Genomic DNA, 24,157 nt, shown 5'->3' on the forward strand with positions numbered 1-24,157 from the left:
CGCGTGGGCTCGGCCGCCCTCCGGCGGCGTGTGCGTTCCCCTCCTCTGGGGTCAGCCGATCCCGCACGCCCTGACACCTCGTGCGCGATCCCACGCCGATGGGGGCGGGCATGCCGCACGAGCGTCGGGGGCGTGCGACATGGGCCGCACGGACAGGCGTGCATCGCGCACGCCGTCCGGGCCGACGGGGCGCCCGGACGGGGCCTGGAGGACGCTCCCCCGAGCTGATCCGGTCCTAGACGAACACGTCCGCGGCGAGGGCGAAGAACAGCAGGCCGAGGTAGGCGATGGAGAAGCGGAAGACCGCCATCGCGGGGCCGTGGACCTCCTCGTCCTCCTCGGCCCGCAGGCCGACTCGGTGCAGGCGGAGGGTCAGCTGGGCGAAGCGGATGCCCAGCAGCATCGCGATCACCATGTACAGCGGACCGGCGCCGGCGACGAGCCCGAGGGCCAGCGAGAAGCCGACCATGATGAAGGTGTAGCCAACGATCTGGCGGGTCGTCTCGAGCGTCCCAGCGACGACCGGCAACATCGGGAACGACGCGGCCGCGTAGTCCTCCTTGTACCGCAGGGCCAGAGCCCAGAAGTGCGGGGGCGTCCACAGGAACACGATGGCGAACATCAGCCACGGCACCAGCGACAGGTCGTTGGTGACGGCCGACCAGCCGGCGAGCACGGGAACACAGCCCGCCGCGCCGCCGATGACGATGTTCTGCACCGTCCGGGGCTTGAGGTAGGCGGTGTACACCAGCACGTAGAAGACGTTGGCGGCCAGCACCAGCAGGGCGGTCAGCAGGTTCGCCCACGTCCACAACATCCCGAAGGAGATGACCTGGAGGAGGGCGGAGAAGACGATCGCGGCTCGCGGCTCGATGCGGTGGTTGGGCATCGGACGGCGGCGCGTGCGGGCCATCAGCTTGTCGGCCTCGCGCTCGATGATGGAGTTGAACGCGTTGGCGCTGCAGGCTCCGAGCGTCCCGCCGACCAGCGTGACGAAGACCAGCCCGGCCGACGGCAGCCCATCGGCCGCGACGACCATGGCCGGCAGGGTCGTGACCAGCAGTAGCTCGACGATGCGGGGCTTGGTCAGCGCGACGTAGGCGCGGACGACGTCGCCGACGCTGGTGCCGGTGACCTCGGTGGTGGTGGAGGAGCTCACGCGGGGACCTCGACGAGGGTGTCGGTGGTGACGTCGACGGCGGACTGCTCGTCGGCGCGGCACAGGCTGATCAGGACCATGACCATGGCGGCAAGGATCCACGAGGCCACGGCCAGGTGTGGGATGACGGACAGGAACGACAGCGACGACCACAGGTTGGCGACGCCGAGCAGGACCTGGATGCCGGTCAACGACGCGGCGACGCGCGCCCAGGTCTGCGGCGCACCGCCGATCCCTGCACGACGCATGCGACCGGCCGTCGCCATGGCCAGGCCGGCGACGACGAAGCCGAGGTACCGGTGGACGACGTTGACGGCTTCCGGCTCCATGGTGATCGGTCCGATGGAGAACAGCCCGAGCGCGGGGTCGTTGACGAACGCCAGTCCGCCCATGACGCCGGTGAGGTGTCCTCCGACGAGGATCTGCAGCCACAGCACCCCGGTGACGACGGCGGCGAAGCGCCACATGCGCACGAGCCGCTCGGCGCGGGACGGCCTCCGCAGGGGCCCTTGGGATCGGGCGGCCACGTAGACGAGCAGGGCCATGGTGGCGGTCCCGAGGCCGAGGTGGGTGGTGACCAGCTCGACCTTCACGAGGTTCCACACCACAAGGGCGCCGAGGAGGGCCTGGATGTTGACGGCCACCGCGGCAGCGACGACGGGCCACAGCAGCCCCGGCGTCCGGCGATGGCGAGCCAGGACCCAGACGAGCAGCGCGGCGACCATCAGGCCGAGCACGCCGGCGACCAGCCGGTGGCTGTGCTCCAGCCACACGTTGAGCCCCGACACCGATCGACCGAGGCCGTCAACGGCGCTCACGTCGACGGGCGGCAGGAAGTCGCCGCCGCTGAAGCAGCCGGGCCACGTCGGACAGGCGAGTCCGGAATCGGTGGCACGGGTCGCACCGCCGATGGCGATCACCACGAGGGAGGTGATCGCGGCAACGACGGAGAGGCGGCGGAAGCCGGAAGAGGGCATGGCAGGCGTGTCAGGCACGATGAGGAAGCGTCCCCGGGTCGGGATGGCGGCCGGCGGAGGGGGCACGCGGGCCACGGGGGACGTCGGAGTTTACGCCCTCCGGGCGCGTCGGCCCCAACCCGTACTTGGTGGGTCGGACAACAAACCTCTGGGCTCGCGCGCGCGGGCCCACGAGTGGCCGAGGTGTCGGTCGCCCACCGGACCGGATAGCCTGCCCCATGTGACCGACAACGACTCCCTTGCCGTCAGCGCCATCCGTGCCCTGTCCATCGACGCCGTCGAGCGGGCCAACTCCGGGCATCCCGGTGCCCCGATGGGCCTTGCGCCGCTGACCCACACGCTGTTCACGAAGCACCTGGTGCACAACCCCAGCAACCCGAACTGGATCGACCGCGACCGGTTCGTGCTGTCCTGTGGCCACGCATCCATGCTGCTGTACTCCACGCTGCACCTCACCGGGTACGACGTGTCGATGGAGGACATCAAGAACTTCCGGCAGCTGGAGTCGCGGACACCGGGTCACCCCGAGTCCTTCGCCACGCCCGGCGTCGAGACGACCACGGGTCCCCTGGGTCAGGGCCTGGCCAACGGCGTTGGCTTCGCGCTGGCCGAGAAGATGCTGGCCGCCCGGTTCAACACCGAGGACACCACCATCGTCGACCACCGCACCTGGGTGCTGGCCTCCGACGGTGACCTCATGGAGGGCGTCGCCGCCGAGGCCTGCTCGCTGGCCGGCCACCTCGGCCTGGACAAGCTGATCGTCTTCTGGGACGACAACGAGATCACCCTCGACGGGCCGGCCTCCTGGTCGTTCTCCACCGAGGACGTCGTCAAGCGCTTCGACGCCTACGGCTGGCGCACGCTCGAGGTCGACGACGGCAACGACCTCGGCGCGCTGGACAAGGTGATGGAGGAGGCCAAGCAGTCCGACGGCCGCCCCACGCTCGTCCGCGTCCGCACCACCATCGGCTACGGCGCCCCCACCAAGGCCGGCACCGCCAAGGCCCACGGCTCCCCCCTGGGCGCGGAGGAGGCTGCGGCCGCCAAGGCGGCCTACGGCTGGTCCCACGAGCCCTTCGAGGTGCCCGACGAGGTCTACGAGGCCACCAGCCAGGTCGAGCGCGGCAAGGTCGCCGAGGAGGCGTGGAACACCCTCTACGCCAGCTACGAGGAGGCACACCCCGACCTCGCAGAGGAGCTGGAGCGGGCGTTCGCCGGCGAGCTCGCCGAGGACTGGGACGCCGCGCTGCCCGAGTTCGACGACGGCCACAGCGAGGCCACCCGCTCCACGAGCGGTGCGGTCATCCAGCGCCTCGCGGCCACGGTCCCCGAGCTGGTCGGCGGCTCCGCCGACCTCGCCGGCTCCAACAAGACGATGATCGAGAGCTCCGGCGCGGTCACCCGTGACCTGTTCGCCGCGCGCAACATCAACTACGGCGTCCGCGAGCACGCGATGGCCGGCATGGCCAACGGCATGATCCTGCACGGCGGCGTCCGGCCGTTCATCGGCACGTTCCTGACGTTCAGCGACTACATGCGTGGCTCGATGCGCCTCTCGGCGCTGTCCGGCCTGGGCGTGATCTACGTGTTCACCCACGACTCGATCGGCCTGGGCGAGGACGGTCCGACCCACCAGCCAATCGAGCACATCGCCTCGCTGCGCACCATCCCGAACCTGCGCGTCATCCGACCGGCCGATGCCCGCGAGACCGTCGGCGCCTGGCTCGAGGCCGTGCAGCGGACCGACGGCCCGACGGCGCTGGCCCTGTCCCGGCAGAACCTGCCGGTGCTCACCGGGTCCTCCGCCGACCAGGTCAGCATGGGCGCCTACGCCCTCAACGACGTGGCTGACCCCGACATCGTGCTCGTCGGCACCGGCAGCGAGGTCCAGCTGTGTGTCGCGGCGGCCGAGAAGCTGGCCGAGGAGGACGACCTGGCCGTCCGCGTCGTCTCCATGCCCTGCATGGAGCTGCTGGCCGACGGCGACCCCGACTACGCCGACGAGCTGCTCGGTGGCGGCGACGCCCCCGTGCTGTCGGTCGAGGCCGGCGTCAGCTTCGGCTGGGAACGCTGGGCCGACGACCACGTCGCCATGGACGACTTCGGTGCATCGGCCCCTGCCGAGGTGCTGTTCGAGGAATTCGGTTTCACCCCCGCTGCGGTCGCCGACGCCGCCCGGGACCTGCTCGAGGAATGGGAGGACGACGAATGAGCGACAAGAACCCGCTGCAGAAGATCCACGACGCCGGCCAGGCGATCTGGCTGGACTCGATCAAGCGGTCCTACCTGGGCGAAGGCGCCTATCTGGACCGGCTGATCAGCGCCGGTGAGATCCACGGCCTGACGTCCAACCCGGCGATCTTCGCCAAGGCCGTTGCCGAGGACGACACCTACGACGCGCAGGTCGACCCCATGGTCGAGCAGGGCGCCGACGCCCGCGAGATCCTGTGGGCCGTCATGAAGGACGACATCGTCGCCGCCTGCGACCAGTTCGCGGCCGTGTACGAGTCCTCCGACGGCGCCGACGGGTACGTCTCAATCGAGGTCGACCCGGCCCACGCCTTCGACACCGAGCGCACCGTGTCGGAGGCCCTGTCGCTGTGGCAGGAGATCGACCGGCCCAACCTGATGGTCAAGGTTCCCGGCACCGAGCCGGGTCTGGCGGCGATCACCCGCCTGATCGGCGAGGGCCTGAACGTCAACGTCACCCTGCTGTTCAGCGTCGACCGCCACCGCGCGGTCATGGACGCCTACATGGCAGGCCTGGAACGTCGTCGCGACGCAGGCGGCAAGCTGGATCACATCGCCAGCGTCGCCTCGTTCTTCGTCTCCCGCGTGGACGCGAAGGTCGACGGACTGCTGCCCGAGGGCCACGACCTTCGCGGCAAGGTGGCGATCGCCAACGCCCGTGCGGCGTACGGCGCGTTCCTCGAGGTCACCGCATCGGACCGCTGGAAGTCGCTGGCTGCCGACGGCGCCAAGCCCCAGCGGCCGCTGTGGGCGTCGACGTCCACCAAGGACCCGTCGCTGCCCGACACCCTGTACGTCGACGAGCTCGTCGGCCCCCAGACCGTCAACACGGTGCCGGAGCCGACCATGGACGCCACGCGCGACCACGGTGCCGAGCCCACCGACAACCTGAACGGTCGGGTCGACGAGGCGCTGGCGCTGCTGGCTCGCCTGCCCGAGCTCGGGGTCGACCTCGGCCAGGTCACCAAGGAGCTGGAGACCGAGGGTGTGGAGAAGTTCGTCGACAGCTTCGAGGAGGCTGTAGCAACCGTGGCCGGCGCCGCCGACTAGGCCGCGTCACCGGCCGGACGGCCAGCTACACCGTCAACGAGGCGGGTCGGGCACCAGCTCGGCCCGCCTCGTGCGTTGCGGGGGCGGCGGCGGCATGACAGCGGTTGCCGGATCGGGCGAGGGCCACCGCGGTCCGGACGGATGCACCGGTGTCGACGCGGCGGACGTCCTGCCACGGCCAACGACCAGCCAGGCGATGCCGGCGAGGACCGCGAGCACGCCCAGGCCGCTGCCGAGGAGGACCGCGGTCGAGATCCCCCTGGACGGGGTCGTCGACTCGGCGGCCACCGCCTCGGCGGTCTCGCCGACCGGCGGGAAGGTCAGCCGTGCCGTTGCCATGCGCTCCACGAGGCCCGACCGTAGCGTCACGTCGGCACGCCACGGCCCGTCCGGCAGGTCGACCCCGAGGATGGTGGTGACCCTCCCCTCCTCCCCCGGCGGCAGGGTGGTGCCAAGGGCGACGTCGAAGGGTTCCGTGGTCGTCCCGCCGGGCCCGTCGGCCAGCTGCAGCTCGCCCGACAGGTCGATCGCCCGGCCTCCGGTGTTGCGAACCAGCGTGTCCAGCCGGGGCCGGCCGTCGTCGCCGCGGCTTGGGAGCACCGACATGATCTCGAAGTCGATCGGCGGGGCGCCGCCCGGCCCCACCGACAGGTACACCCGCAGTCCGACGCGGGTGGCGACCTCCACCCCGTCGACGTCGCCGCCGGGCAGCCGTTCGGCGAAGACAACGGCGTAGTGCTCACCCCGCGTGGCGTCGGCGGGGACGTCGATCCGCATCGTCACCTCTGCCCGCTCGCCCGGTTGGAGGGTCAGGGCGGACGGTTCGACGCTGATCCATGTCGCCAGCTCGTTGGGACGTCGGCCGGCGTCGGCGAGGAACGCCTCGTCGCGGATGTCGGCCGCGACGGGATACAGCTCGACGTCGAACGGCGTCGGTTCGCCGTTGCTGACCTCGAACCGACGCTCGATCGTCGTGGCGGGCGGGAGGTGGTCGATGACGTAGACCTGGGCCCGAGGGTCGTCGACGAGCTCGGCCGGGGCCTCCAGCAGGCGCACACCGATGCCGGGCGGCGGGAGGTCCTGCGCCTTCGACGCGCTGGTCAGCAGCCCCACGACGACCAGCGCGAACACGACCAGGCCGGGGACGACGCTGGCTGCACGACTGGAGGATGGGGCACGCACGAGGCCGTTCTACCTGCCGCGTGGACGACCGCAGGAGATTCCGGACACCGCTGACCGGGCTCGGGTCAGTTGATCGAGGTGGTCAGGGTGCCGGTGTACTCGCCGGGGGCCTTCCCGGTGATCGGGACGGTGATGGTGCCGTTGACGGTGTAGCTGTTGGCACCCAGGCCGAGTCCCAGGCCGATGGCGACGATGGCGGTGCCGTTCAGCGCGCCGCCGGCCCCGAGGACACCCGGGGCAGGGCTGCCGCCGCCCGTGGTGGCCGAGGTCGACAGCCAGATCATGCCGGCGTTGCTGATCGTGTCCGAGCCGTTGGTCAGGTCCGTCGCGCTGGCCGTCGCGGTGAATACACCGGGGAGGGTGCGGGCGTCGGTGATGACGATGCCGTTGACCGGGATCGTGGCGGTGATCCCCGACGTCGAGGTCACGTCGGTCGTCGCGCTCGCAGCGGCGGGGGCATCGATGGACAGGGTGCCGGAGTTGGTGAGCGACAGGGTGAGCGCGGTGGTGTCCGCGCCGACCGGCAGGACGGTGCCCGCCCCCACCAGGGCAGCAGCGGTGACGAGCGCGATGCTGGTGCGACGACGGGTGGCGGCTCGACCTGGGGAATACGTCCTCATCAGGGCCTGATCGGCCGCGGTGCCACGGAGCTGAGTCGTTCGGGCGAACCGATCCGGACCGTCGTAGGCGTCGGGAGGTCGATCCGGACGGTTACGTCAGGTTCCGCCGTCGCCCGGGGGCGACGACGGCGGCACGGGTGGTGGCGGCGCCGAGGCCGCTGGCCGGGGCCTGCCGGGCGGAGGGGGAGGTGGCTCGGGTGAGGAGGCCCCGGGCGGTGGCCGCCCGGGCGGCGGCGGGGTGGCGGCCCACCCGACGTACCGGGGGCCTCCCAACCCGCAGCGGCCGCCGGCCTGCGACCTGGGTCGGGAACCGTCGGCGCCGGGCTCGGATCGTCCGTCCGCGTCGCCCGTCGTCGTCCCCACCACACGCCGAGCGCGACGAGCAGGAGCAGCAGCAGTCCGAGGCCGAGCGCCACGACTGGTACTCGCGGGCCGTCGTCGTCCTCGGCGTCCACGACCACCGCGTCCTGCGGGGCACCTTCTGCCCCCGCCTCGTCGGGGAAGTCCAGGCGGGCGGTGGCCTCCCTGACCAGCGTTCCGGAGGTCAACGTCAGGCGCGCATCCCACGGACCGCTGGGGATCGCGTCGTCGAGCTCCACGTCGAGCTCGACCGTCGCCGAGGGGACGAGCGTGGTGCCGGGCGTCACCTCGTAGGGACCGGCGGTCAGGCCCGCGGGCCCCTGGTCGAGGGCCAGCTCGCCGCTGAAGTCCAGGGCCCGGCCACCGGTGTTGGTGACCACGGCACGCACGACGCGGACGCCGTCGTCCCTGGTTGCCCCGGCAAGGGACTCGATGCGGAAGTCGGTGGTGGGCTCGCCGCCGGGTCCCACGGACAGGTAGACCCGGATCCCGACGCGGGCGGCGACGCCGAGCTCACCCTCCCCCACGTCGGAGGGTGGGCCGCGCTCGGCCAGCACGACGCCGTACCGCTCCCCCTCCGTGGCGTCGGGAGGGACGTCGATCCGCAGCGTCGCGGTCGCGGTCCCACGCGGGGCCACCTCCACCGTCGCCGGGTCGACGCTGATCCACGAGGACAGCTCGTTGCCCTCTCGGCCGGCCCCCGGGACGAAGGCATCGCCGACGATCTCGGCGCCGACCGGGTACAGCTCGAGCAACGACGCGGTGTCGTAGCCGTTGGTGACCTCGAAGTCGCGTTCGATCGTGGTGCCCGGCGCGACGTGGTCGATCACGTAGGACAGGGCACGGGGGTCGTCGACCCGGTCGGCGGGCGCCTCCAGCAGGCGGATGCCGAGGCCGTCGCGTACCTCCTGGGCGGACGCGCCGGTGCCGACGAGGACGGTGAGCAGCAGGACGCCCAGCAGGCGGGACATCGACATCGAACGGATCCGCATCGCGGCTGACCATAACTGGCACAGCCGGCCCCGGGGATGGAACCGGGGCCGGCTGCGGGTCGTTGCCCCCACGAGGGCCACGGTGCGAGAAGGGTGGCTGCGCTAGGAGATCGTGGTCGTCAGGGTGCCTGTGTACTCGCCGGCGCGAGCGTTGAGGGGGACGGGAACCGTGATGGCCCCGTCGACCGTGAACTCGCCCGGGCTCACGAGCGGCGCCCCCACGGCGATGACAGAGGAGACACCCAGGGAGCCTCCCGCAGGCAGGCTGATGGCGGTCTGCCCCTCCGCGGGTGTGATGGAGTCGGTTCCCCAGAGCAGGGTCGTGGCCAAGATCGTCTCGCCGACCTCGTCGCCGCCCCCAGTTGTCAGGTCCGTGGCGCTGGCAGTAGCCGTCCACCCGAGAAGCGAGCCGCGGCCGTCGTCGATGGCGACCGTCGGCACGTCGACCACCACCGTGCTGTTGATGCCACCGCTGCCGGTGACCGTGGCGGGTGCGTCGATCGTCAGGTTGCCTCCGGCGATGGTGACGGTGATGGTGGTCTCGTCCGCCCCGCTCGGACCGGCCACGAAGGCGAGCATGGAGGCAGCAGCGACGGTGGCGGCAAGCAGGGGGCGACGACGGATCATGGGGGGGTTCCTCGGGTGACGTACGTTCGGTGACACTCTCTGCATCGCCGCGTTACGTAGAGGAGTTGATGGTCCATTCGGGTCATTAGTCGCCCGCGGCGGAACTAGTCAGCCCACCGCACGATCTCGTCTAGGTCGAGCCTGGAGCGGTTCTGGGACCCGGGTCGGCCGTCCTCGACGGGGTGGCCGAGGGTCACCAGTCCGATCGGGTCCCAGGCCTCGGGGATCCCGGCCGCGTCCCGCAGGACCTGGCTGTCGACGGCGAGGAACCCCGCCCCCAGGCCCTCCTCGACCGCCGCCAGCAGCAGCATGCCGAACGCCGCGCCGCCGTCGACCCACGCGAAGGGCGCCGACCAGCCGTCCGGCCCGACCGACGCCGCCTTGTCCGCCTCGGCGTAGCGGCGGTCGTAGGCCCCGGCATCCACGCAGGGGATGACGTGCACCGGGGCGACCGACAACCATGGCTGCAGACCGCGAGCCACGTGGTGGGGTTCACCGCAGGCGTCGGCGATTCGTTGTCGGGCCGCCTGGCCGACGGCGACGACGAACCGCTGTGGCTGGCTGAACCCGGCACTCGGTCCCCGGCGGGCGGTGTCGAGCACGCGTCGCAGGACCGCCGGGTCGACCGGATCCGGTCGATACCGTCGCACCATGCGGCGCCGACGCACGACCTCGTTGAACTCCATCGACGTGTCCTTCGGTGCGACGGCTACGCGTCGTCGTCGACGTGCTCGGCGACGGGTCGGCCGCTGACCGGAGGCAGGGCCTCGACCGCCGGCCGGGCACGGGACGTCGCCGTCAGCGTCTCGGGTCGCACCGTCGTCCAGCCCTCTGCGGTGGGCACGTGCAGCGTCCGGCCGGAGCCGGCCCACACCAGGTTCTCCACACCGGTCAGCACACCCTTGCCGCCTCGTCCCTGCAGGGGGAAGTCGCCGCCGGGCACGACCTTCGCCCGCCCGTCGGCATCCACGACCGTGACGTCGCCGTGTTCGGAGACCACCGTGGCCGACACCAGGGTCGCGTCCTTCGGCACCTTGACCCCGGCCACTCCCGAGGCGGACCGGCCGGTCGGGTTGACGTCGGCAACCGGGAACCGGATCGCCAGCCCCTTGCTGTGGGCCAGCAGCAGCTCGTCGGACTCCTCGACGCCGAGCACGGCCACGATGCGGTCACCGGACTTGGTGCCTGCCGCGGTCATGGACCGGTTGCGGATCTCGTACTCGGCCCGCTCGGTCCGCTTGACCTGTCCACCGGCGGACACGGTGAGGACGAAAGGATGGTCGCCGAGGACGACGGCACCCGCCAGCGGCGCGGTCGGCCCCTCCCCCAGCACTGCGGCGATGGCCGTGCCGCGACGTGGCATGGAGACGACCGGCAGCTGGCCGATGTCGATGCGGTAGCCGGTCCCCTGCTCGTCGATGAGCAACAGGACGTCGTCGGCCGCCCCACGGAGGACCGCTACGATCGGGTCGTGGTCGGCGTTGTGCGGCGAGGTGAGCCGCTTGCGGGCCACCGACTTCAGGTAGCCGCCGGCGGTGACGTAGGTGGTGACGTCCTGGGCTGCGAGGACCGGGGCGACCTCGCCCTCGTCATCGCCCGTCGCGGCGTCCCAGCCGTCGATCCGGCTGCGCCGAGGGGTGGTGTGGGTCTCGGCGATCGCAGCCAGCTCGCCCGACAGCATCCGGTCCAGGCGACCGGAGTCAGCGAGGATCGCCTCGAGCTCGGCCACGATCCCGACCAGCTCGTCGTGTTCGGCCTGGATCTTGCCCCGCTCCAGCTTGGCCAGCCGGCGCAGCTGCATGTCCAGCACGGCCGTGGCCTGGATCTCCGACATCTGGAACTGTGTCATCAGCCCCTGTCGTGCCGCTTCGGCGCTGTCGGCAGCCCGGATCAGCGCGATGACCGCGTCGAGGTTGTCCAGGGCGATGAGCAGGCCCTCGAGGATGTGCAGGCGGGCCTTCGCCTTCTCCAGGCGGTGGGTCGTGCGACGGGTCAGCACGTCGCGCTGGTGGGCCAGGTAGGCGTGCAGGGCCTGCAGCAGGCCCATGGTCTCGGGCCGACCGTTGTCGAGGGCGACGAAGTTGACGTTGAAGTTCGTGCGCAGGTCGGTCAGCGAATAGAGCTTCTCGAGCATGGCGCTGGGGTCCTCGCCCCGCTTGAGCTCGATGACGATGCGCATGCCGTCGCGCGACGACTCGTCCCGCAGGTCGCGGATCCCGTCGACCTTCTTGTTCTTGACGAGGTCGGCGATCTTGGTCAGCAGCGCAGCCTTGTTGACCTGATAGGGGATCTCGGTGATGACGATGCGCGGCAGCCCACCCGAGCGCGTCTCGGTGGCGGCGATCGCCTGCACGGTGACCGCCCCGCGTCCGGTGGCGTAGGCATCGCGGATGCCGTCACCCGGCAGGATCCGGGCTCCGGTCGGGAAGTCCGGCGCCGGCAGGACCTCCATGACCTGTTCGAGGTCCGCCGAGGGTCGCTTGATCAGCAGCTGGCAGGCGTCGATGACCTCGCCGAGGTTGTGCGGCGGGATGTTGGTCGCCATGCCGACGGCGATCCCCGTCGAGCCGTTGACCAGCAGGTTCGGGAAGCGGCTGGGCAGCACGACCGGCTCGGTCTCGAACCCGTCGTAGTTCGGCACGAAGTCGACGGTCGCCTCGTCGATGCCCGACAGCATCTCCATGGCCAGCGGCGACAAACGACACTCTGTGTTGTGGCTGATGAAGCCATCGGTCACGAAGGCGTGCGCGTCGGAGTCGACCCGGAGTGAGTACACGCGCGCCTCCCCCGCCGGAACCACCTCGTCGACGGTCGCATAGAAGTACCCACGCCCGACGAGGTCCTCGGCGAACCGAACCAGCTCGGGGTCGCGCAGCTTCTCGCGGATCGTGTCCCCGTCACGCTCCCAGCGTTCGACACGGTCGATGTTGTGCTTGGCCAGCCACTCTCGACCGCCCCGCGGGGCTTCGCTGCGAAGGTAGTCGGCGAGATAGGGGATGTGATCGGCGGACATCGCCCGGCTGGTGTGCGGCACCCGGGCGAGCGCGTCGGCCAGCACCCGACGCTTGGTCCCCCAGAACCCGACACGCAGGGCAAAGAGCCGAGCATCCCGCCGGTTGACGATCGTCACCTGGTGTTCGCCCCGCACGTCGTCGACATACCTGCGCGAGACGATGCCGAACTCCAGCAGGAGGGTCTGGACGTCCTTGGCCAGCTGCTCGCTCCGGGTGGAGTAGGCGATCCGGATGGAGCTGCGCGGCTGCAGCATCACGCTCCCGTCACCCTCGAACAGCGTCTGCAGGAACACGGCCTTGGACTCTGTCGACGCGTTCCACACCAGCTCGGGAACTCGCTTGTCGGCGCTCCGGCGGCCGATCAGCTCGCCCAGCGGGCTGTCGGCCAGGGCGCTGGTGTTGAAGCCAGCGCGTGATGTCGACGCCCAGCCCTCGCTCACCAGGGCGCCGGCCAGCGTCATCCAGCGGTTCTGCTCCTCGGAGGGGTCGAACGACCCGGAGTCAGCCGCACGTCGGATCGCCACGCGGGTTCCCGGCTCGACCTCTTCGAGGGTGCGCCACTGCAGGACAGGCACGCCCGCGACGGGGACGAGGCACAGGACGGGATGGTTGGCGGTCCCCACCAGCTCGAATCCTTCGGCCGTGCGCAGCCGACGCACGGGATGGATACCCGAGTCGAAGACCTTGGTCGCGGTGACGGGCACACCGTCGTGCCCGAGGACCTTGAGGTCGACATCGACCTCGTCGGTTCCGTCGGGAATCAGGCTGCCGATCGGCACCGTGGAACCATCCGCCATCGAGACCCTGGTCGTTCCCGTCACGCAGTAGCGAAACGCCGCCGGAGGGTCACCGTCGATGGAGCCGAAGTTGCCGCGTCCGTCGACCAGGGGGTCGCGGATGGCGAAGTCCTGGGCCATGCGGACCAGCGCGTCGTAGATCGAGGAGTCGCCGTGGGGGTGGTACTTCTTCATCACGTCGCCGATGACCGACGCACACTTGCGGTGCTGGCGGTCCGCGCGGAGGCCGGCCTCGTTCATGGCGTGCAGGATCCGACGCTGCACGGGCTTGAGCCCGTCACGGACGTCGGGCAGGGCTCGCCCCACGATCACGCTCATGGAGTAGTCGAGGAACGACTGCTCCATGCGTTCGGCGATGTCGACGTCGACGACGTTGCCGTCGTCCAGGAGGGAACCTTGCGCGCTCATGCCCCCAGTGTGGCAAGCGGGTGCGACATCGCCGGGCAGGCAGAGCAAGCCAGGTGATTGACGGTTCCACCCCAGCGGGCGTACGTTTCACCACACGATGAATTCATCACGAGGTGAATACCCGCGGCGCGATGCGCGGCCGAGGGGGTCCCGGTGGAAGCGATGATCCGCAAGGAGTTCGAGCAGCTGCGTCGCGACCGACGCACCGTCGCGATGCTGGTGGCGGTCCCGCTGCTGATGCTCGTCGTCTTCGGCTACGCCGCCCGCTTCGACGTCGAGACCGTGCGAACCGCCGTGCTCGGCCAGGCCCCACCCGCCGGCGCACTTTCCGCCGCCTTCGACATCCTCGAGACGGTCCCTGCCGACGCCGACCCCGTCGACGTGCTGCGTCGCAACGACATCGACGCCGTGCTGATCCCCAGCGAGGACCGGGTGCTGGTCGACGGGACGAACCTGTTCGCCGGTCAGCTCGTCCAGCGCCTGACCGCGACGTCACCGTTGCAGGCAGAGGTGTTGTTCAACCCGGACCTGGACACCACAACCGTGATGGTCCCGGCCCTGGTCGGCCTCATCATGTTGTTCATCGGGGCGCTGGCCACCAGCCTCGGCGTGGTCCGGGAACGCCAGACCGGCACGATGGAACAGCTGGCGGTCATGCCCTTCTCCCCCACCGACCTGTTCGTCGGAAAGCTCGCGCCGTACCTCGCGATCGCGGTGCTGGACCTGCTGGTCATCGTCGGGGTCGGCTTGCTGGTGTTCTCCGTGCCCTTCGTCGGATCGCCGTTGCTGTTCGCCGCGGGTGCGGGGCTGTTCCTCTTCGTCGCCCTGTCGCTGGGGGTGCTCATCTCCACGGTCTCCGACAACCAGGGACAGGCCGTCCAGCTCGCGCTCATGGTCCTGCTCCCCCAGGTGATGCTCTCCGGCCTGATCTTTCCCATCGAGTCCATGGCCGGGCCCCTGCAGGTCGTCGCACGGGTGCTGCCGCTCACCTGGTTCAACGAGATCGCGCGAGGGGTGATGATCCGAGGGGCAGGGATGGCCGAGGTGTGGGTGCCGATGGTCGTGCTCGTCGGCATGGGCGGCGTGGTGTTCCTGGCCGCCATCCGACGCTTCGGCCGCGTGCTGACCGGGGGTGCTGCGTGAGGACCCGGCCCATGGCCTCCGCCCCCACCGATGGTCCCCTGCTCGTCCTGCGCGGCGTGACCGTCGACATCGCAGGCCAACCAGCCGTTCGCGACATCGACCTGACGGTTCCACCCGGCTCCATCGTGGCCCTCGTGGGCGGCGACGGGGCCGGGAAGACCACCCTCCTCCGCACGTTGGCGGGCCGCCTCCGGCCGAACGACGGACGGATCAGCCGCGCGGAGGGCCTGACCGCCGGCGTCATGCCCGCGACCGGGGCGGTGTTCGAGGACCTGACGGTCGCCGAGCACATCGCCTTCGCGCGACGGGCGCACCACCTGCGGGCCGACACCGGGCACGAGCTGCTCGTGCGGATGGGGCTCGGCGACGCCGTGCACCGCCTCGCGGGGCGGCTGTCGGGCGGCATGCGCCAGAAGCTCGCGCTGGCCGTGGCGCTGCAGCACCAGCCCGACCTCCTGCTGCTCGACGAACCAACGACCGGCGTCGACCCGATCAGCCGAGCCGAGATCTGGCGGTTGCTGACCGAGGAGGTGGCTGCTGGCCGGACCGTCGTGATGGCCACGACCTACCTCGACGAGGCTGCTCGCGCCTCCACCGTCGTGGTCATGCACGACGGCGACGTCCTGGACCGCGGCACCGCTGCGGAGATCCGGCAGCGGATGCCCGGCGAGCTCACGACGGGCCCCCAGCCGCTGCCCGGCGTGCGGTCGTGGCGGCGCGGGGCGGCCTGGCGGCGTTGGCACCCCGATGGCGTCCCACCGATCGCTGCCCGCGAGCGGATCGACCCGGACCTCGAGGACGCGGTCGTCGTGGCCACCCTTCGCCGTGCCACAGCCGACGAACTTGAGCCCGGCCCGACCACGCCCCGATTTCGTCGGCCCGCACGACCGAGCGGACCGCGCACACCGGCGGTTGCGGCCGACGACGCCTCGATCCGGTTCGGCCCCGTGTCGGCCGTGCAGGCGGTGTCACTGCACGTGGACCCGGGCGAGGTCGTCGGCCTGCTCGGGGCCAACGGGGCGGGCAAGACCACGCTGATCCGGGCGCTGCTCGGCCTGCAACGGCTGACCGACGGCAGGGCCGAGCTCCTGGGTGGCCCGCCGGGCCCCGCCACGCGGGCGCGTGTCGGGTACGTCCCCCAGGGACTCGGGCTGTACCAGGACCTCACCGTCGCGGCCAACCGTCGGTTCCAGCAGGCCGCCTACGGTGTCCACGCCGACCCACCGACGACGGTGGCGGGCATCGACGAGGGCACGCTGGTCGGTGCCCTCCCCCTGGGCCTGCAGCGGCGGCTGGCCTTCGCCGTTGCCACCGCTCATCGGCCCGACCTGCTGATCCTCGACGAGCCCACCTCGGGCGTCGGCCCACTCGGACGGGCCCGGTTGTGGGAGGACATCCACGACGCCGCCACCGCGGGCACGGCCGTGCTGGTGACGACCCACCATCTCGCGGAGGCGGAGCAGTGCCAGCGGCTGGTCGTGATGGCCGCGGGCGTGGTCGTGGCCAGCGGCACCGTCGAGGCGGTTATCGGCGGACAGGAGGCGGTGACCGTTCCGACGTCCGACCCGGGTCCGGTGGTCGATGCCCTCGTCCGCGCACACATCGCCGCGACGCTCGCCGACGGCGGGGTGGCCACGGCAGACGCGGATGCCGACCGCGTGCGGGAGGTGTTGCGCGCGGCAGGCCTGCCGGACATCGTGACCACGAGGCCGGCCACGCTCGAGGAACGGTTCGTCACGCTCGGCGCCGAACGGGACGTCCGGGAACCGCGGATGGTGTCGACGTGACGCGGCGAACCGGACGGCGCCCGGGCGATGCCGACACCCGCGGGGACATCCTGGTCGTGGCCCGGCGCCGTTTCGCACGCGACGGCTACGACGCGACCTCGTTGCGTGGGATCGCGCGCGAGGCCGAGGTCGACCCGGCGCTCGTGCATCACTACTTCGCGGGGAAAGCGCAGCTGTTCGAGGCGGCGCTGGCGTTGCCGTTCGACGCACCGTCGGTGGTGGCGCACGTCCTCGACGGGCCCGTCGACGGGGTGGGCGAACGGCTGGCACGCACGTTCCTGCAGGTCTGGGACGGGCCCGGCAGCGAACACCTCGAGGCCCTGCTGCGGTCGGCGGCCGCCAACGAGCACGCTGCGCGGATGCTGCGGGAGTTCATGACCGACGCGGTCCTCCGCGAGATCGCCGGAAGCCTGGACGCCGACGAACCGGAGCTGCGGGCCGGGTTGTGCGCCGCCCAGCTCGTCGGCGTTGCCCTGCTGCGACGGGTCCTGCACTTCGATGCCCTCGTCACGCCGGATGCGGAGGAGCTGATCGGATGGCTCGCCCCGACGCTGCAGCGCTACCTCACGGCAACAGGTCCGACCGACGGTAGTCCATGAGGTTGGCGCCGACGCTTGCGACCAGCACGGCCAGGCGACCGAGCGGCAGGCCGATGACACCGGTCTCGCTGCCCTCGATGTGCTCCACGAAGATGCCGCCGATGCCCTGGATGGCGTAGGCGCCGGCCTTGTCCAGCGGTTCGCCGGTGTCGACGTACCACTGGATCTCGCCGGGCCCGAGGCGACGGAAGCGCACCTTGGTGCGATCCACGCCCGACGCGCCCTTGGGGCCCAGCCGGACGGCGACCCCGGTCAGGACGGAGTGCTCGCGTCCGCTGAGGGCGCGGAGCATGCGTTCCGCCTCGTGGGGCGTCTCGGGCTTGCCCATGACGTCGCCGTCGACGATGACCACCGTGTCGGCGGCGACGACGAGGTCCTCCATCTCTGCCTGGACGGCGCTGACCTTGCGGCGCGCCAGCCGCTGCACCATCGCCGCAGGGGCTTCACCGTGCTTGGGCGCCTCGTCGACGTCGGCGGGCCGCACGTCGATGTCGAGGCCCAGCCGATCGGCCAGCAGGTCTCGACGACGGGGGGAGGCGGAGGCAAGGACCAGGCGACTCATCCGCCCGACACCACCGCGCCGGCAGCCGCCGGAAGTCGGGTGTGGGTGTCCCGGGAGTCGAGCCAGCCGTCGGGAAGTCGTACGGGCTTGGGGCCGTGGGTGTGTCCGCGATGCATCGAGACCGCACTCTCGGGCATCGGCGCCTCCCGGTCCACTGTCCCCAGCAGCTCGGCCATCTCCTCCAGCCGCTCCACGCGGCGCAGGGCGCCACGCAGCGTCTTGCCGAGCTCGAACCCCTGCAGGTACCACCCGGTGTGCTTGCGGATGTCACGCATGGCGACTGCCTCTCCGAGATGGTCAACGAGCTTCGTGGCGTGGTCGAGCAGGGTGTCGGCCACCTGGCCGAGGTTCGGCGGTGGCGGCACGGGACGGCCGGCCAGCGCCGCCTCGAGCTCGCCGAACAGCCACGGGCGGCCGAGGCAACCGCGGCCGACGACCACGCCGGCACAGCCGGTGCGGGCGATCATCTCCACGGCGTCGGCAGCCTGCCAGATGTCGCCGTTGCCGAGCACGGGGACCTCGTCGCCGATGGCGTCGACCAACGCGGCGATGGCGTCCCAGTCGGCGTGGCCGCCGTAGGCATCCTGTGCGGTGCGACCGTGCAGGGTGACCGCCGCGACGCCGAGGTCCCGCGCGATCCGTCCGGCCTCGATGAAGGTCAGGTGGTCCGCGTCGATGCCCTTGCGCATCTTGACGGTGACCGGACGACCGCCGGCGGTGGAGACGGCCGCCTCGACGAGCTCGGCGAACAGGCCGAGGCGCCACGGCAGCGCCGCGCCGCCACCCATGCGGGTGACCTTGGGGGCTGGGCAACCGAAGTTCAGGTCGATGTGGTCGACCAGGTCGTACTCGGCCAGCACGGCCACGCCGTCCCGCATGTGGTCGGGGTCGATCGCGTACAGCTGCAGCGATCGGACCGGCTCGTCGGGGGCGAACGCCGCCCGGAGCATCGTCCGCAACCGACCGCCGGACAGCTCGTCGGCCAGCTTCGCCTTGTCCGACTCGGCGTCCAGCGACCCGTCATCGGTGCGGAGCAGGGCCATCGCCCCGTGCTGGTCGGCTTCGACGAGGGCGCGGGCGCCGACCATCTCGCTGACGTAGAGGCCGCCGCCAAACGCGCGGCAGACGGCACGGAACGGCACGTTGGTGACCCCCGCCATGGGGGCGAGGACGACCGGCGGGTCGACGGTGACGGCGGTGCGGGCACCGGCCAGGGTCAAGGGGCTCACGACCGTCGATGGTGCCAGCGACGGAGCCGATCGCAGCGTGTGCGGACGACCACCCCGGCCGGAATCAGCCGCGACAGGGGTCAGGACTCGCGCAGCTCGGGGCGGTCACGCAGTGCCGCGATGGCGGCGATGGCGTCCTCGGCCCGGTTCGGCGGGACCAGCAGGTGGTCGTGGTGGAACCCCGCGATGATGTTGCAGGGGATACCCACGACGGCCAGGGCCGCGCTGACCGATGCGGTCAGCCCGATGGCCTCCAGGGAGGAGTGCACGGCAAGGGTCAGCCAAGCGGACGGGAACTCCGTGTCCATGCCCGCTTCGTCGGCGTCGGACTGGCGCAGCACGATCGTGGTGCCCTCGACCTCGGTGACGACCGCAGACAGCGGGAGGTCGGGCAGCGGTGTGCCCGGCGGCAGGTTGACGTAGACGTACGTGCCCTCGCGCTGGCGAACGTCGAGCGATTCGAGCAGCGTTCCCAGATCCGTTTCACCAGCCATGGGGCCACAACCTAGCCCATGGCGACCGGACGGCCCTGCAGCGTCGTCAGGACGTCAGATGTCCGTCCTAGATGTCCAGGTTCTCCGCGTACTGGGCGTTGGCCTCGATCCAGCCACGTCGGTCCGCAGCGCTGTTGCCCATCAGCAAGCCGAAGATCGACTCGGCCCGGGCGGCGTCCTCGATGCCGACGCGCAGGAGCGTGCGGCGCTGCGGGTCCATGGTGGTCTCCCAGAGGTGGTCGGGGTCCATCTCGCCCAGGCCCTTGAACCGGGCGACCTCGACGCCCTTGGGGTCCTTCGGGTCGGTCCTGAACACCTTGCGGAGCAGCTGGTCGCGTTCCTTGTCGCTCATCGCGTACTCGACGGTGGCCTTCTTGCGCAGCTGGTACAGCGGCGGCTGCGCCAGGTAGACGTGGCCCTTGGCGATGAGGTCGGGCATCAGCCGGTAGAAGAACGTCAGCAGCAGGGTGGTGATGTGTCCGCCGTCGACGTCGGCGTCGGCCATGAGGATGATCTTGTGGTACCGCAGGCCGTTGATGTCGAACTCGGGCTCGACCCCGGTGCCGATGGCCTTGATGAGGTTTGCGATCTCCTCGTTGGCGAGCACTCGGCGCAGCTGGGCCTTCTCGACGTTCAGCACCTTGCCGCGCAGCGGGAGGATGGCCTGCCGGTCACGGTCGCGGCCCTGCTTGGACGAGCCGCCGGCCGAGTCGCCCTCGACGATGTACAGCTCGGACTCCTCGGGGTTGCGGGAGGAGCAGTCGGCCAGCTTGCCGGGCAGCCCCGCGGAGGAGGAGTCGAGGATGCCCTTGCGACGGGTCAGGTCGCGTGCGGCCTTGGCGGCCTGGCGGGCCTTGGCGGCCAGCAGGCTCTTCTTGATGATCTTGCGCCCGTCGCCGGTGTTGGCGTCCAGCCACTCGGCGAGGGCCTCGCCGACGACCTTCTCCACGAACTTGCGCATGACGGCGCTGCCGAGCCGGCCCTTGGTCTGCCCCTCGAACTGCGGGTCGGGCATCTTGACGCTGACGACGGCGACCATGCCCTCGCGCAGGTCGTCGCCGGTGACCGACTGCGGCCCCTTCTGCACGAACAGCTTGTTCTGGTCGCTGCCCCACTTGTTGAGCGTGCGGGTCAGGGCCTTGCGGAACCCCTCGTCGTGTGCGCCGCCGTCGGGGGTGTGGATGATGTTGACGTAGGACCGGCTGCGTTCGGCGTGGCCCGTCTCCATCCAGGTCACGGCGATGTCGCAGGCCATCGGCCGGCCGTCGAACTCCTCGGCGCGGGAGATCACGATCGGTTTGCCCAGCAGCGGTTCCTTGCCGTCGAGCAGGTCGTTGACGAAGTCGGTCAGCCCGTCGGCGTACCGGAAGCTCTCCCTGCGCCCGCCGCCCTGGCTGGCGGGGCGGTTGTCGTGGAAGTCGATCCGCAGCCCCGGGTTGAGGAGTGCAGTCTCCTTCAGGCGGGTGACGATGGTCGCGTCGTCGAACTCGGTGGTGTCGAAGATGTCGGGGTCCGGCCAGAAGCGGACGAGGGTTCCCGTGGCCTTGCCACCGCGGGCAGCCTGTCCGATGACCTCGAGCTTCTTGGTCCGCTTGCCCTGCTTGAACTGCATGGCGTGGACCTGGCCGTCACGGCTGACCTCGACCTGCGTGCGGATGGCGAGGGCGTTGACGACCGACACGCCGACGCCGTGCAGTCCACCGGAGACGGCATAGGCCTGCTGGTCGAACTTGCCGCCGGCGTGCAGCTTGGTCATCACGACCTCCAGCGCCGGCACCTTCAGCTTGTGGTGTTCCTCGACGGGGATGCCCCGCCCGTCGTCGGCGACCTCGACCCCGCCGTCCTTGAGGACCTTGACGGTGATCTTCTTGCAGTGGCCCGCGAGGTGCTCGTCGACGGCGTTGTCCACGACCTCCCAGACGAGGTGGTGCAGGCCACGCACGTCGGTGGACCCGATGTACATGCCTGGACGCTTGCGGACCGCCTCGAGGCCCTCGAGGACGGAGATTGACTTGGCGGAGTACTCGACCATGGTTGGGTCCAATGATGCCAAGGGGGTGTGAGGTCCCCACGCAGGCGGCCCGCCGGGCGAGGGCCGACCCGTCCGGCTCAGCCGGCCAGGAACCGTCCGAGCGCCTGCCGCGCCGGCGCCAGGTTGGCGATCGGCACGTGTTCGCCCTGCTGGTGCGCCTGGGCACCGAGCCCCGGGCTGTAGTTGAGGGCGGGGACGCCGATCTGGGCGAACCGGGCGACATCGGTCCAGGCCTGCTTGGGGGTGACGGCCCCATCGACGGCGTCGACGAACGCCTGGACGGCCGGGGCGTGGCGGTTCGGTGGACAGGCAGGCGCGCGGTCGATGATGACGACCTCGCCGACGTCGCCGATCCGCTCCCGCAGTGCGGCTTCGGCGGCCGCCAGGTCCTTGTCGGGCGCGAAGCGATAGTTGACGTTCACGGTGAACGCCCCCGGGATGATGTTGCGGGCGTTGTCGGTCCAGGCCCGCGTGGGGTTGGCGACCTCGCGGTAGGTCAGCCCGTCGACGTCGATGTCGACCGGGGTGGCACCCCGCCAGCCGGCCAGCCACTCCCCTGCCTTGGTGAGGGCGTTGTCGCCCTGCCACGGTCGCGCCGAGTGGGCCGCTTGGCCCGCGAAGGTGACCTCGGCGTGCAGCCCGCCCATGCAGCCCAGCTGGACCTCCATGTCGGTCGGCTCGAGGACGATCGCCAGCGCCGCGTCGGCGAGGCCAGGCATCGCCTCCAGCACGTCGGTCAGCTCGTTGCCCTCCTCGGGACCCTCCTCCCCCGCGTAGGCCACGAGCGCCATGCGGTACGGCCCCTTCGTGCGGAGCCGCTCGTCCTCGAAGGCATCCATGGCGATGGCAAGGCCAACCTTCATGTCGCTCGTGCCGCGTCCGACGATCATGTCGCCCTCGATCCGCGGGGTGACGTCCTCGGGCGTCGGGGGCACGACGTCGAGGTGGCCGACGAGCAACACCAAGGGGCGGTCGTCGCCGTCGTCCTCCGGGACGCCGGCCACCACCGAGTTGCCGATGCGCACGACGACGTCGCCGCGGCTGCCGTACCGGTCGGCCATCCAGTCCGCGATCGGCCCCTCCTTCCCCGTGACGCAGACCATCCCGCAGAGCTCGAGGAGCAGGTCGGTGAGCCGGCCTGTCAACGGGTCGGCAGGGGCGGTCGGAGTCTCGGAGGCCTCGGTCGTCATGCCGGCGAGCGTATCCCCGCGGTCGGCGCGGTCAGCCCTCCACGACCTGCTCGATGGCCCGCAGGTCCGGATGGCGCTCGGCAAGGGAGGGGGCGATCCGCACGGTCCAGCGACGGACCGACGACAGGGTGGCGTGCCGCTCGTACATCACCTCGATGACGGCCGACGCCATCTCGGGCCCCATGCCGTTGAGCTGCGCCAGCCGGGCGCGAGCCCGCGCACCGCGGCCCCGGGACTCCGCCAGCCCGTAGTGGGTGACCTCGTCGCAGGGGCGGCACTGCATCCGCAGGGCCGCGAGGGTCGCGATGCCCTGTCCCTCGCCGATGCGATGGTCCCAGACCTCGTGGCAGATCAGGCCCTTGGACTGCGCCCGACCACAGACCTCACAGGCCCCGCCGGCGCGGTCGACCTCCTGGGCGCGGATGGCCCGCCAGGTCGCGGTCGGCAGCAGCCGGAACCCCGAGATGCCCCAGATGGGCGAGGGGATCATCTCCGGGACGTGGACCAGCTTCGGCAGGCCCGGCTCGACCTCGGGCACTCAGTTGGCGTGCAGCTCGGCGTTCAGGCCGCTCCACGACCCACCGTCGCGCACCAGCGCCTGCACCGCCCCGGTCTCGGAGTTGCGGCGGAACAGGAGGCCGTCGGCGCCGGAGAGGTCCCGGGCCTTGACGACCGAGCCGTCGGGCATGGCCACGCGGGTGCCGCCGGTCAGGTACAGGCCGGCCTCGACCACGCAGTCGTCACCGAGGGAGATGCCCAGGCCCGAGTTGGCCCCCAGCAGGCAACGCTCGCCCAACCGGATCGTCTCGGTCCCACCGCCGGACAGCGTCCCCATGATCGAGGCGCCACCACCGATGTCGGAGCCGTCACCGACGACCACACCAGCGGAGATCCGCCCCTCCACCATGGAGGCCCCGAGCGTGCCGGCGTTGAAGTTGCAGAAGCCCTCGTGCATCACCGTGGTGCCCTCGGCCAGGTGGGCGCCCAGCCGGACCCGGTTGCCGTCGGCGACCCGCACCCCGGCCGGGACGACGTAGTCCAGCATCGGCGGGAACTTGTCGACGAGGCGGACCTCGACGTGGCGTCCCTCGACGCGGGCGGCCAGCCGGGCGGCCTCGAAGCCCTCGACCTCGAACGGGCCGTGGTTGGTCCACACGCAGTTGGTCAGCAGGCCGAAGACGCCGTCGAGGGCGACCCCGTGCGGGGCGACCCGTCGGTGGCTGAGCAGGTGGAGGCGCAGCCACGCGTCGACGGCGTCGACCGGCGCGTCGGCCAGGTCGCCGATGAAGGCCGCGACAACCTGCCGGGTGCCGCCCGCGGCGGGCACGTCGACCAGCGAGGCGAGCTGCCGCCACGCCGCGAGGTTGGGGTGGGGCACGTCGACGGACTCGGCCGGCGCGACCACGGCGATCGCAGCCTCGAGCTGGTCCGGGGTCAGCCGGTGGGTGGCGGTGCCGGCGACGTGGCCGACCTGCTGTGCGACGGCGACCGCCGACAGCGACGGGGTGTCCAGGTTGACCACGGGGAAGGTGACGTCGAGGACCGAACCGGACGGGCCGATGGTGGCCACGCCGACCGCCCACGCGGCGGGGTGGGCCCAGCCGTCGATGGTGGCCTCGAGGGCCGTGCGTGCCGTGGCGATGTCGTCGAGGGTGCGCATGGCACAGAGCGTGCCCGTTCCCGTC

General features: G+C 71.3%; 20 protein-coding genes. 5 read left to right on the forward strand and 15 right to left on the reverse strand.

Features of this window, described 5'->3' with window-relative positions; translation table 11 throughout:
- Positions 1 to 235: 235 nt before the first annotated feature.
- Positions 236 to 1,159, reverse strand: coding sequence for a heme o synthase (locus DVS28_RS14635; protein WP_114592112.1), 924 nt, complete (start codon positions 1,157 to 1,159; stop codon positions 236 to 238).
- On the reverse strand, positions 1,156 to 2,154 hold the full coding sequence (locus DVS28_RS14640) for a COX15/CtaA family protein (protein ID WP_164710561.1): 999 nt from the start codon (positions 2,152 to 2,154) through the stop codon (positions 1,156 to 1,158). Before DVS28_RS14640 ends, DVS28_RS14635 begins: the two co-directional genes overlap by 4 nt.
- 202 nt (positions 2,155 to 2,356) lie before the next feature.
- On the opposite strand from DVS28_RS14640, the gene tkt reads away from it, so the two are divergent.
- Both tkt and tal read left to right on the forward strand, forming a co-directional pair.
- Complete coding sequence (gene tkt / locus DVS28_RS14645) at positions 2,357 to 4,348, forward strand: transketolase (protein ID WP_245973544.1); 1,992 nt, start codon at positions 2,357 to 2,359, stop codon at positions 4,346 to 4,348.
- Entirely contained in the window at positions 4,345 to 5,436 is a 1,092-nt protein-coding gene (gene tal, locus DVS28_RS14650) for a transaldolase (RefSeq protein ID WP_114592115.1), read from the forward strand. Before tkt ends, tal begins: the two co-directional genes overlap by 4 nt.
- Before the next feature lie 33 nt (positions 5,437 to 5,469).
- Here the strand turns inward: tal and DVS28_RS14655 are convergent, their stop codons facing one another.
- The 6 genes from DVS28_RS14655 to DVS28_RS14680 all read right to left on the reverse strand — a co-directional run bounded on the left by DVS28_RS14655 (position 5,470) and on the right by DVS28_RS14680 (position 13,436).
- Entirely contained in the window at positions 5,470 to 6,618 is a 1,149-nt protein-coding gene (locus tag DVS28_RS14655) for a COG1361 family protein (RefSeq protein WP_114592116.1), read from the reverse strand.
- A gap of 65 nt (positions 6,619 to 6,683) precedes the next feature.
- Positions 6,684 to 7,238: a hypothetical protein gene (locus DVS28_RS14660; RefSeq protein WP_114592117.1), complete on the reverse strand. Its 555-nt coding sequence runs from the start codon at positions 7,236 to 7,238 to the stop codon at positions 6,684 to 6,686.
- Entirely contained in the window at positions 7,238 to 8,590 is a 1,353-nt protein-coding gene (locus DVS28_RS14665; RefSeq protein WP_114592118.1) for a hypothetical protein, read from the reverse strand. Before DVS28_RS14665 ends, DVS28_RS14660 begins: the two co-directional genes overlap by 1 nt.
- A gap of 102 nt (positions 8,591 to 8,692) precedes the next feature.
- The gene (locus DVS28_RS14670; protein WP_114592119.1) at positions 8,693 to 9,217 is read right to left on the reverse strand and encodes a hypothetical protein; all 525 of its coding nucleotides are present in this window, start codon (positions 9,215 to 9,217) and stop codon (positions 8,693 to 8,695) included.
- A gap of 104 nt (positions 9,218 to 9,321) precedes the next feature.
- Positions 9,322 to 9,903, reverse strand: a complete 582-nt coding sequence (locus DVS28_RS14675; RefSeq protein WP_114592120.1) for a nitroreductase family protein — start codon at positions 9,901 to 9,903, stop codon at positions 9,322 to 9,324.
- Between the two features lie 23 nt (positions 9,904 to 9,926).
- Positions 9,927 to 13,436 (reverse strand): DNA gyrase subunit A, encoded by a 3,510-nt coding sequence (locus tag DVS28_RS14680; protein ID WP_114592121.1) that lies wholly within the window; start codon positions 13,434 to 13,436, stop codon positions 9,927 to 9,929.
- 162 nt (positions 13,437 to 13,598) lie between these two features.
- Between DVS28_RS14680 and DVS28_RS14685 the strand changes: the two genes are divergently transcribed.
- From DVS28_RS14685 to DVS28_RS14695, 3 genes are read left to right on the forward strand one after another with little or no spacing between them, the layout of a single operon-like run.
- On the forward strand, positions 13,599 to 14,579 hold the full coding sequence (locus DVS28_RS14685) for an ABC transporter permease (RefSeq protein WP_114592122.1): 981 nt from the start codon (positions 13,599 to 13,601) through the stop codon (positions 14,577 to 14,579).
- Positions 14,580 to 14,590: 11 nt separating this feature from the next.
- The gene (locus DVS28_RS14690; protein ID WP_114592123.1) at positions 14,591 to 16,366 is read left to right on the forward strand and encodes an ATP-binding cassette domain-containing protein; all 1,776 of its coding nucleotides are present in this window, start codon (positions 14,591 to 14,593) and stop codon (positions 16,364 to 16,366) included.
- A complete protein-coding gene (locus DVS28_RS14695) occupies positions 16,363 to 16,965 on the forward strand; it encodes a TetR/AcrR family transcriptional regulator (protein ID WP_114592124.1) in 603 nt (200 codons plus the stop codon). The genes DVS28_RS14690 and DVS28_RS14695 overlap by 4 nt, the downstream gene beginning before the upstream one ends.
- On the opposite strand, the gene DVS28_RS14700 is transcribed toward DVS28_RS14695, so the two are convergent.
- The 7 genes from DVS28_RS14700 to DVS28_RS14730 all read right to left on the reverse strand — a co-directional run bounded on the left by DVS28_RS14700 (position 16,931) and on the right by DVS28_RS14730 (position 24,132).
- The gene (locus tag DVS28_RS14700) at positions 16,931 to 17,527 is read right to left on the reverse strand and encodes a Maf family protein (RefSeq protein ID WP_114592125.1); all 597 of its coding nucleotides are present in this window, start codon (positions 17,525 to 17,527) and stop codon (positions 16,931 to 16,933) included. The two genes, DVS28_RS14695 and DVS28_RS14700, sit on opposite strands and share 35 nt — an antisense overlap.
- Positions 17,524 to 18,756, reverse strand: a complete 1,233-nt coding sequence (locus DVS28_RS14705) for a tRNA dihydrouridine synthase (RefSeq protein WP_245973545.1) — start codon at positions 18,754 to 18,756, stop codon at positions 17,524 to 17,526. Before DVS28_RS14705 ends, DVS28_RS14700 begins: the two co-directional genes overlap by 4 nt.
- Positions 18,757 to 18,836: 80 nt before the next feature.
- Positions 18,837 to 19,250 carry an ACT domain-containing protein gene (locus DVS28_RS14710; protein WP_114592126.1) on the reverse strand — a complete coding sequence of 138 codons (414 nt, stop codon included), beginning with the start codon at positions 19,248 to 19,250 and terminating at the stop codon, positions 18,837 to 18,839.
- A gap of 67 nt (positions 19,251 to 19,317) precedes the next feature.
- Positions 19,318 to 21,282: a DNA gyrase/topoisomerase IV subunit B gene (locus tag DVS28_RS14715; protein WP_114592127.1), complete on the reverse strand. Its 1,965-nt coding sequence runs from the start codon at positions 21,280 to 21,282 to the stop codon at positions 19,318 to 19,320.
- A gap of 77 nt (positions 21,283 to 21,359) precedes the next feature.
- Positions 21,360 to 22,472: a succinyl-diaminopimelate desuccinylase gene (gene dapE / locus DVS28_RS14720; protein ID WP_114592128.1), complete on the reverse strand. Its 1,113-nt coding sequence runs from the start codon at positions 22,470 to 22,472 to the stop codon at positions 21,360 to 21,362.
- Positions 22,473 to 22,503: 31 nt separating this feature from the next.
- Positions 22,504 to 23,010 (reverse strand): hypothetical protein, encoded by a 507-nt coding sequence (locus DVS28_RS14725; protein ID WP_114592129.1) that lies wholly within the window; start codon positions 23,008 to 23,010, stop codon positions 22,504 to 22,506.
- Positions 23,011 to 24,132 (reverse strand): tetrahydrodipicolinate N-succinyltransferase N-terminal domain-containing protein, encoded by a 1,122-nt coding sequence (locus DVS28_RS14730; RefSeq protein WP_114592130.1) that lies wholly within the window; start codon positions 24,130 to 24,132, stop codon positions 23,011 to 23,013.
- Positions 24,133 to 24,157 lie beyond the last annotated feature (25 nt).

The sequence above is a fragment of the Euzebya pacifica genome (assembly GCF_003344865.1).
In the GTDB taxonomy this organism is placed as follows: domain Bacteria; phylum Actinomycetota; class Nitriliruptoria; order Euzebyales; family Euzebyaceae; genus Euzebya; species Euzebya pacifica.

Coding starts and splice junctions, on each gene's coding strand:
- tal (WP_114592115.1), top strand. CDS start 4,345: ATGAGCGACAAGAACCCGCTGCAGAAGATCCACGACGCCGGCCAGGCG.
- DVS28_RS14660 (WP_114592117.1), bottom strand. CDS start 7,238: ATGAGGACGTATTCCCCAGGTCGAGCCGCCACCCGTCGTCGCACCAGC.
- DVS28_RS14665 (WP_114592118.1), bottom strand. CDS start 8,590: ATGCGGATCCGTTCGATGTCGATGTCCCGCCTGCTGGGCGTCCTGCTG.
- DVS28_RS14670 (WP_114592119.1), bottom strand. CDS start 9,217: ATGATCCGTCGTCGCCCCCTGCTTGCCGCCACCGTCGCTGCTGCCTCC.
- DVS28_RS14675 (WP_114592120.1), bottom strand. CDS start 9,903: ATGGAGTTCAACGAGGTCGTGCGTCGGCGCCGCATGGTGCGACGGTAT.
- DVS28_RS14680 (WP_114592121.1), bottom strand. CDS start 13,436: ATGAGCGCGCAAGGTTCCCTCCTGGACGACGGCAACGTCGTCGACGTC.
- DVS28_RS14685 (WP_114592122.1), top strand. CDS start 13,599: ATGATCCGCAAGGAGTTCGAGCAGCTGCGTCGCGACCGACGCACCGTC.
- DVS28_RS14690 (WP_114592123.1), top strand. CDS start 14,591: ATGGCCTCCGCCCCCACCGATGGTCCCCTGCTCGTCCTGCGCGGCGTG.
- DVS28_RS14700 (WP_114592125.1), bottom strand. CDS start 17,527: ATGAGTCGCCTGGTCCTTGCCTCCGCCTCCCCCCGTCGTCGAGACCTG.
- DVS28_RS14710 (WP_114592126.1), bottom strand. CDS start 19,250: ATGGCTGGTGAAACGGATCTGGGAACGCTGCTCGAATCGCTCGACGTT.
- DVS28_RS14715 (WP_114592127.1), bottom strand. CDS start 21,282: ATGGTCGAGTACTCCGCCAAGTCAATCTCCGTCCTCGAGGGCCTCGAG.
- dapE (WP_114592128.1), bottom strand. CDS start 22,472: ATGACGACCGAGGCCTCCGAGACTCCGACCGCCCCTGCCGACCCGTTG.
- DVS28_RS14730 (WP_114592130.1), bottom strand. CDS start 24,132: ATGCGCACCCTCGACGACATCGCCACGGCACGCACGGCCCTCGAGGCC.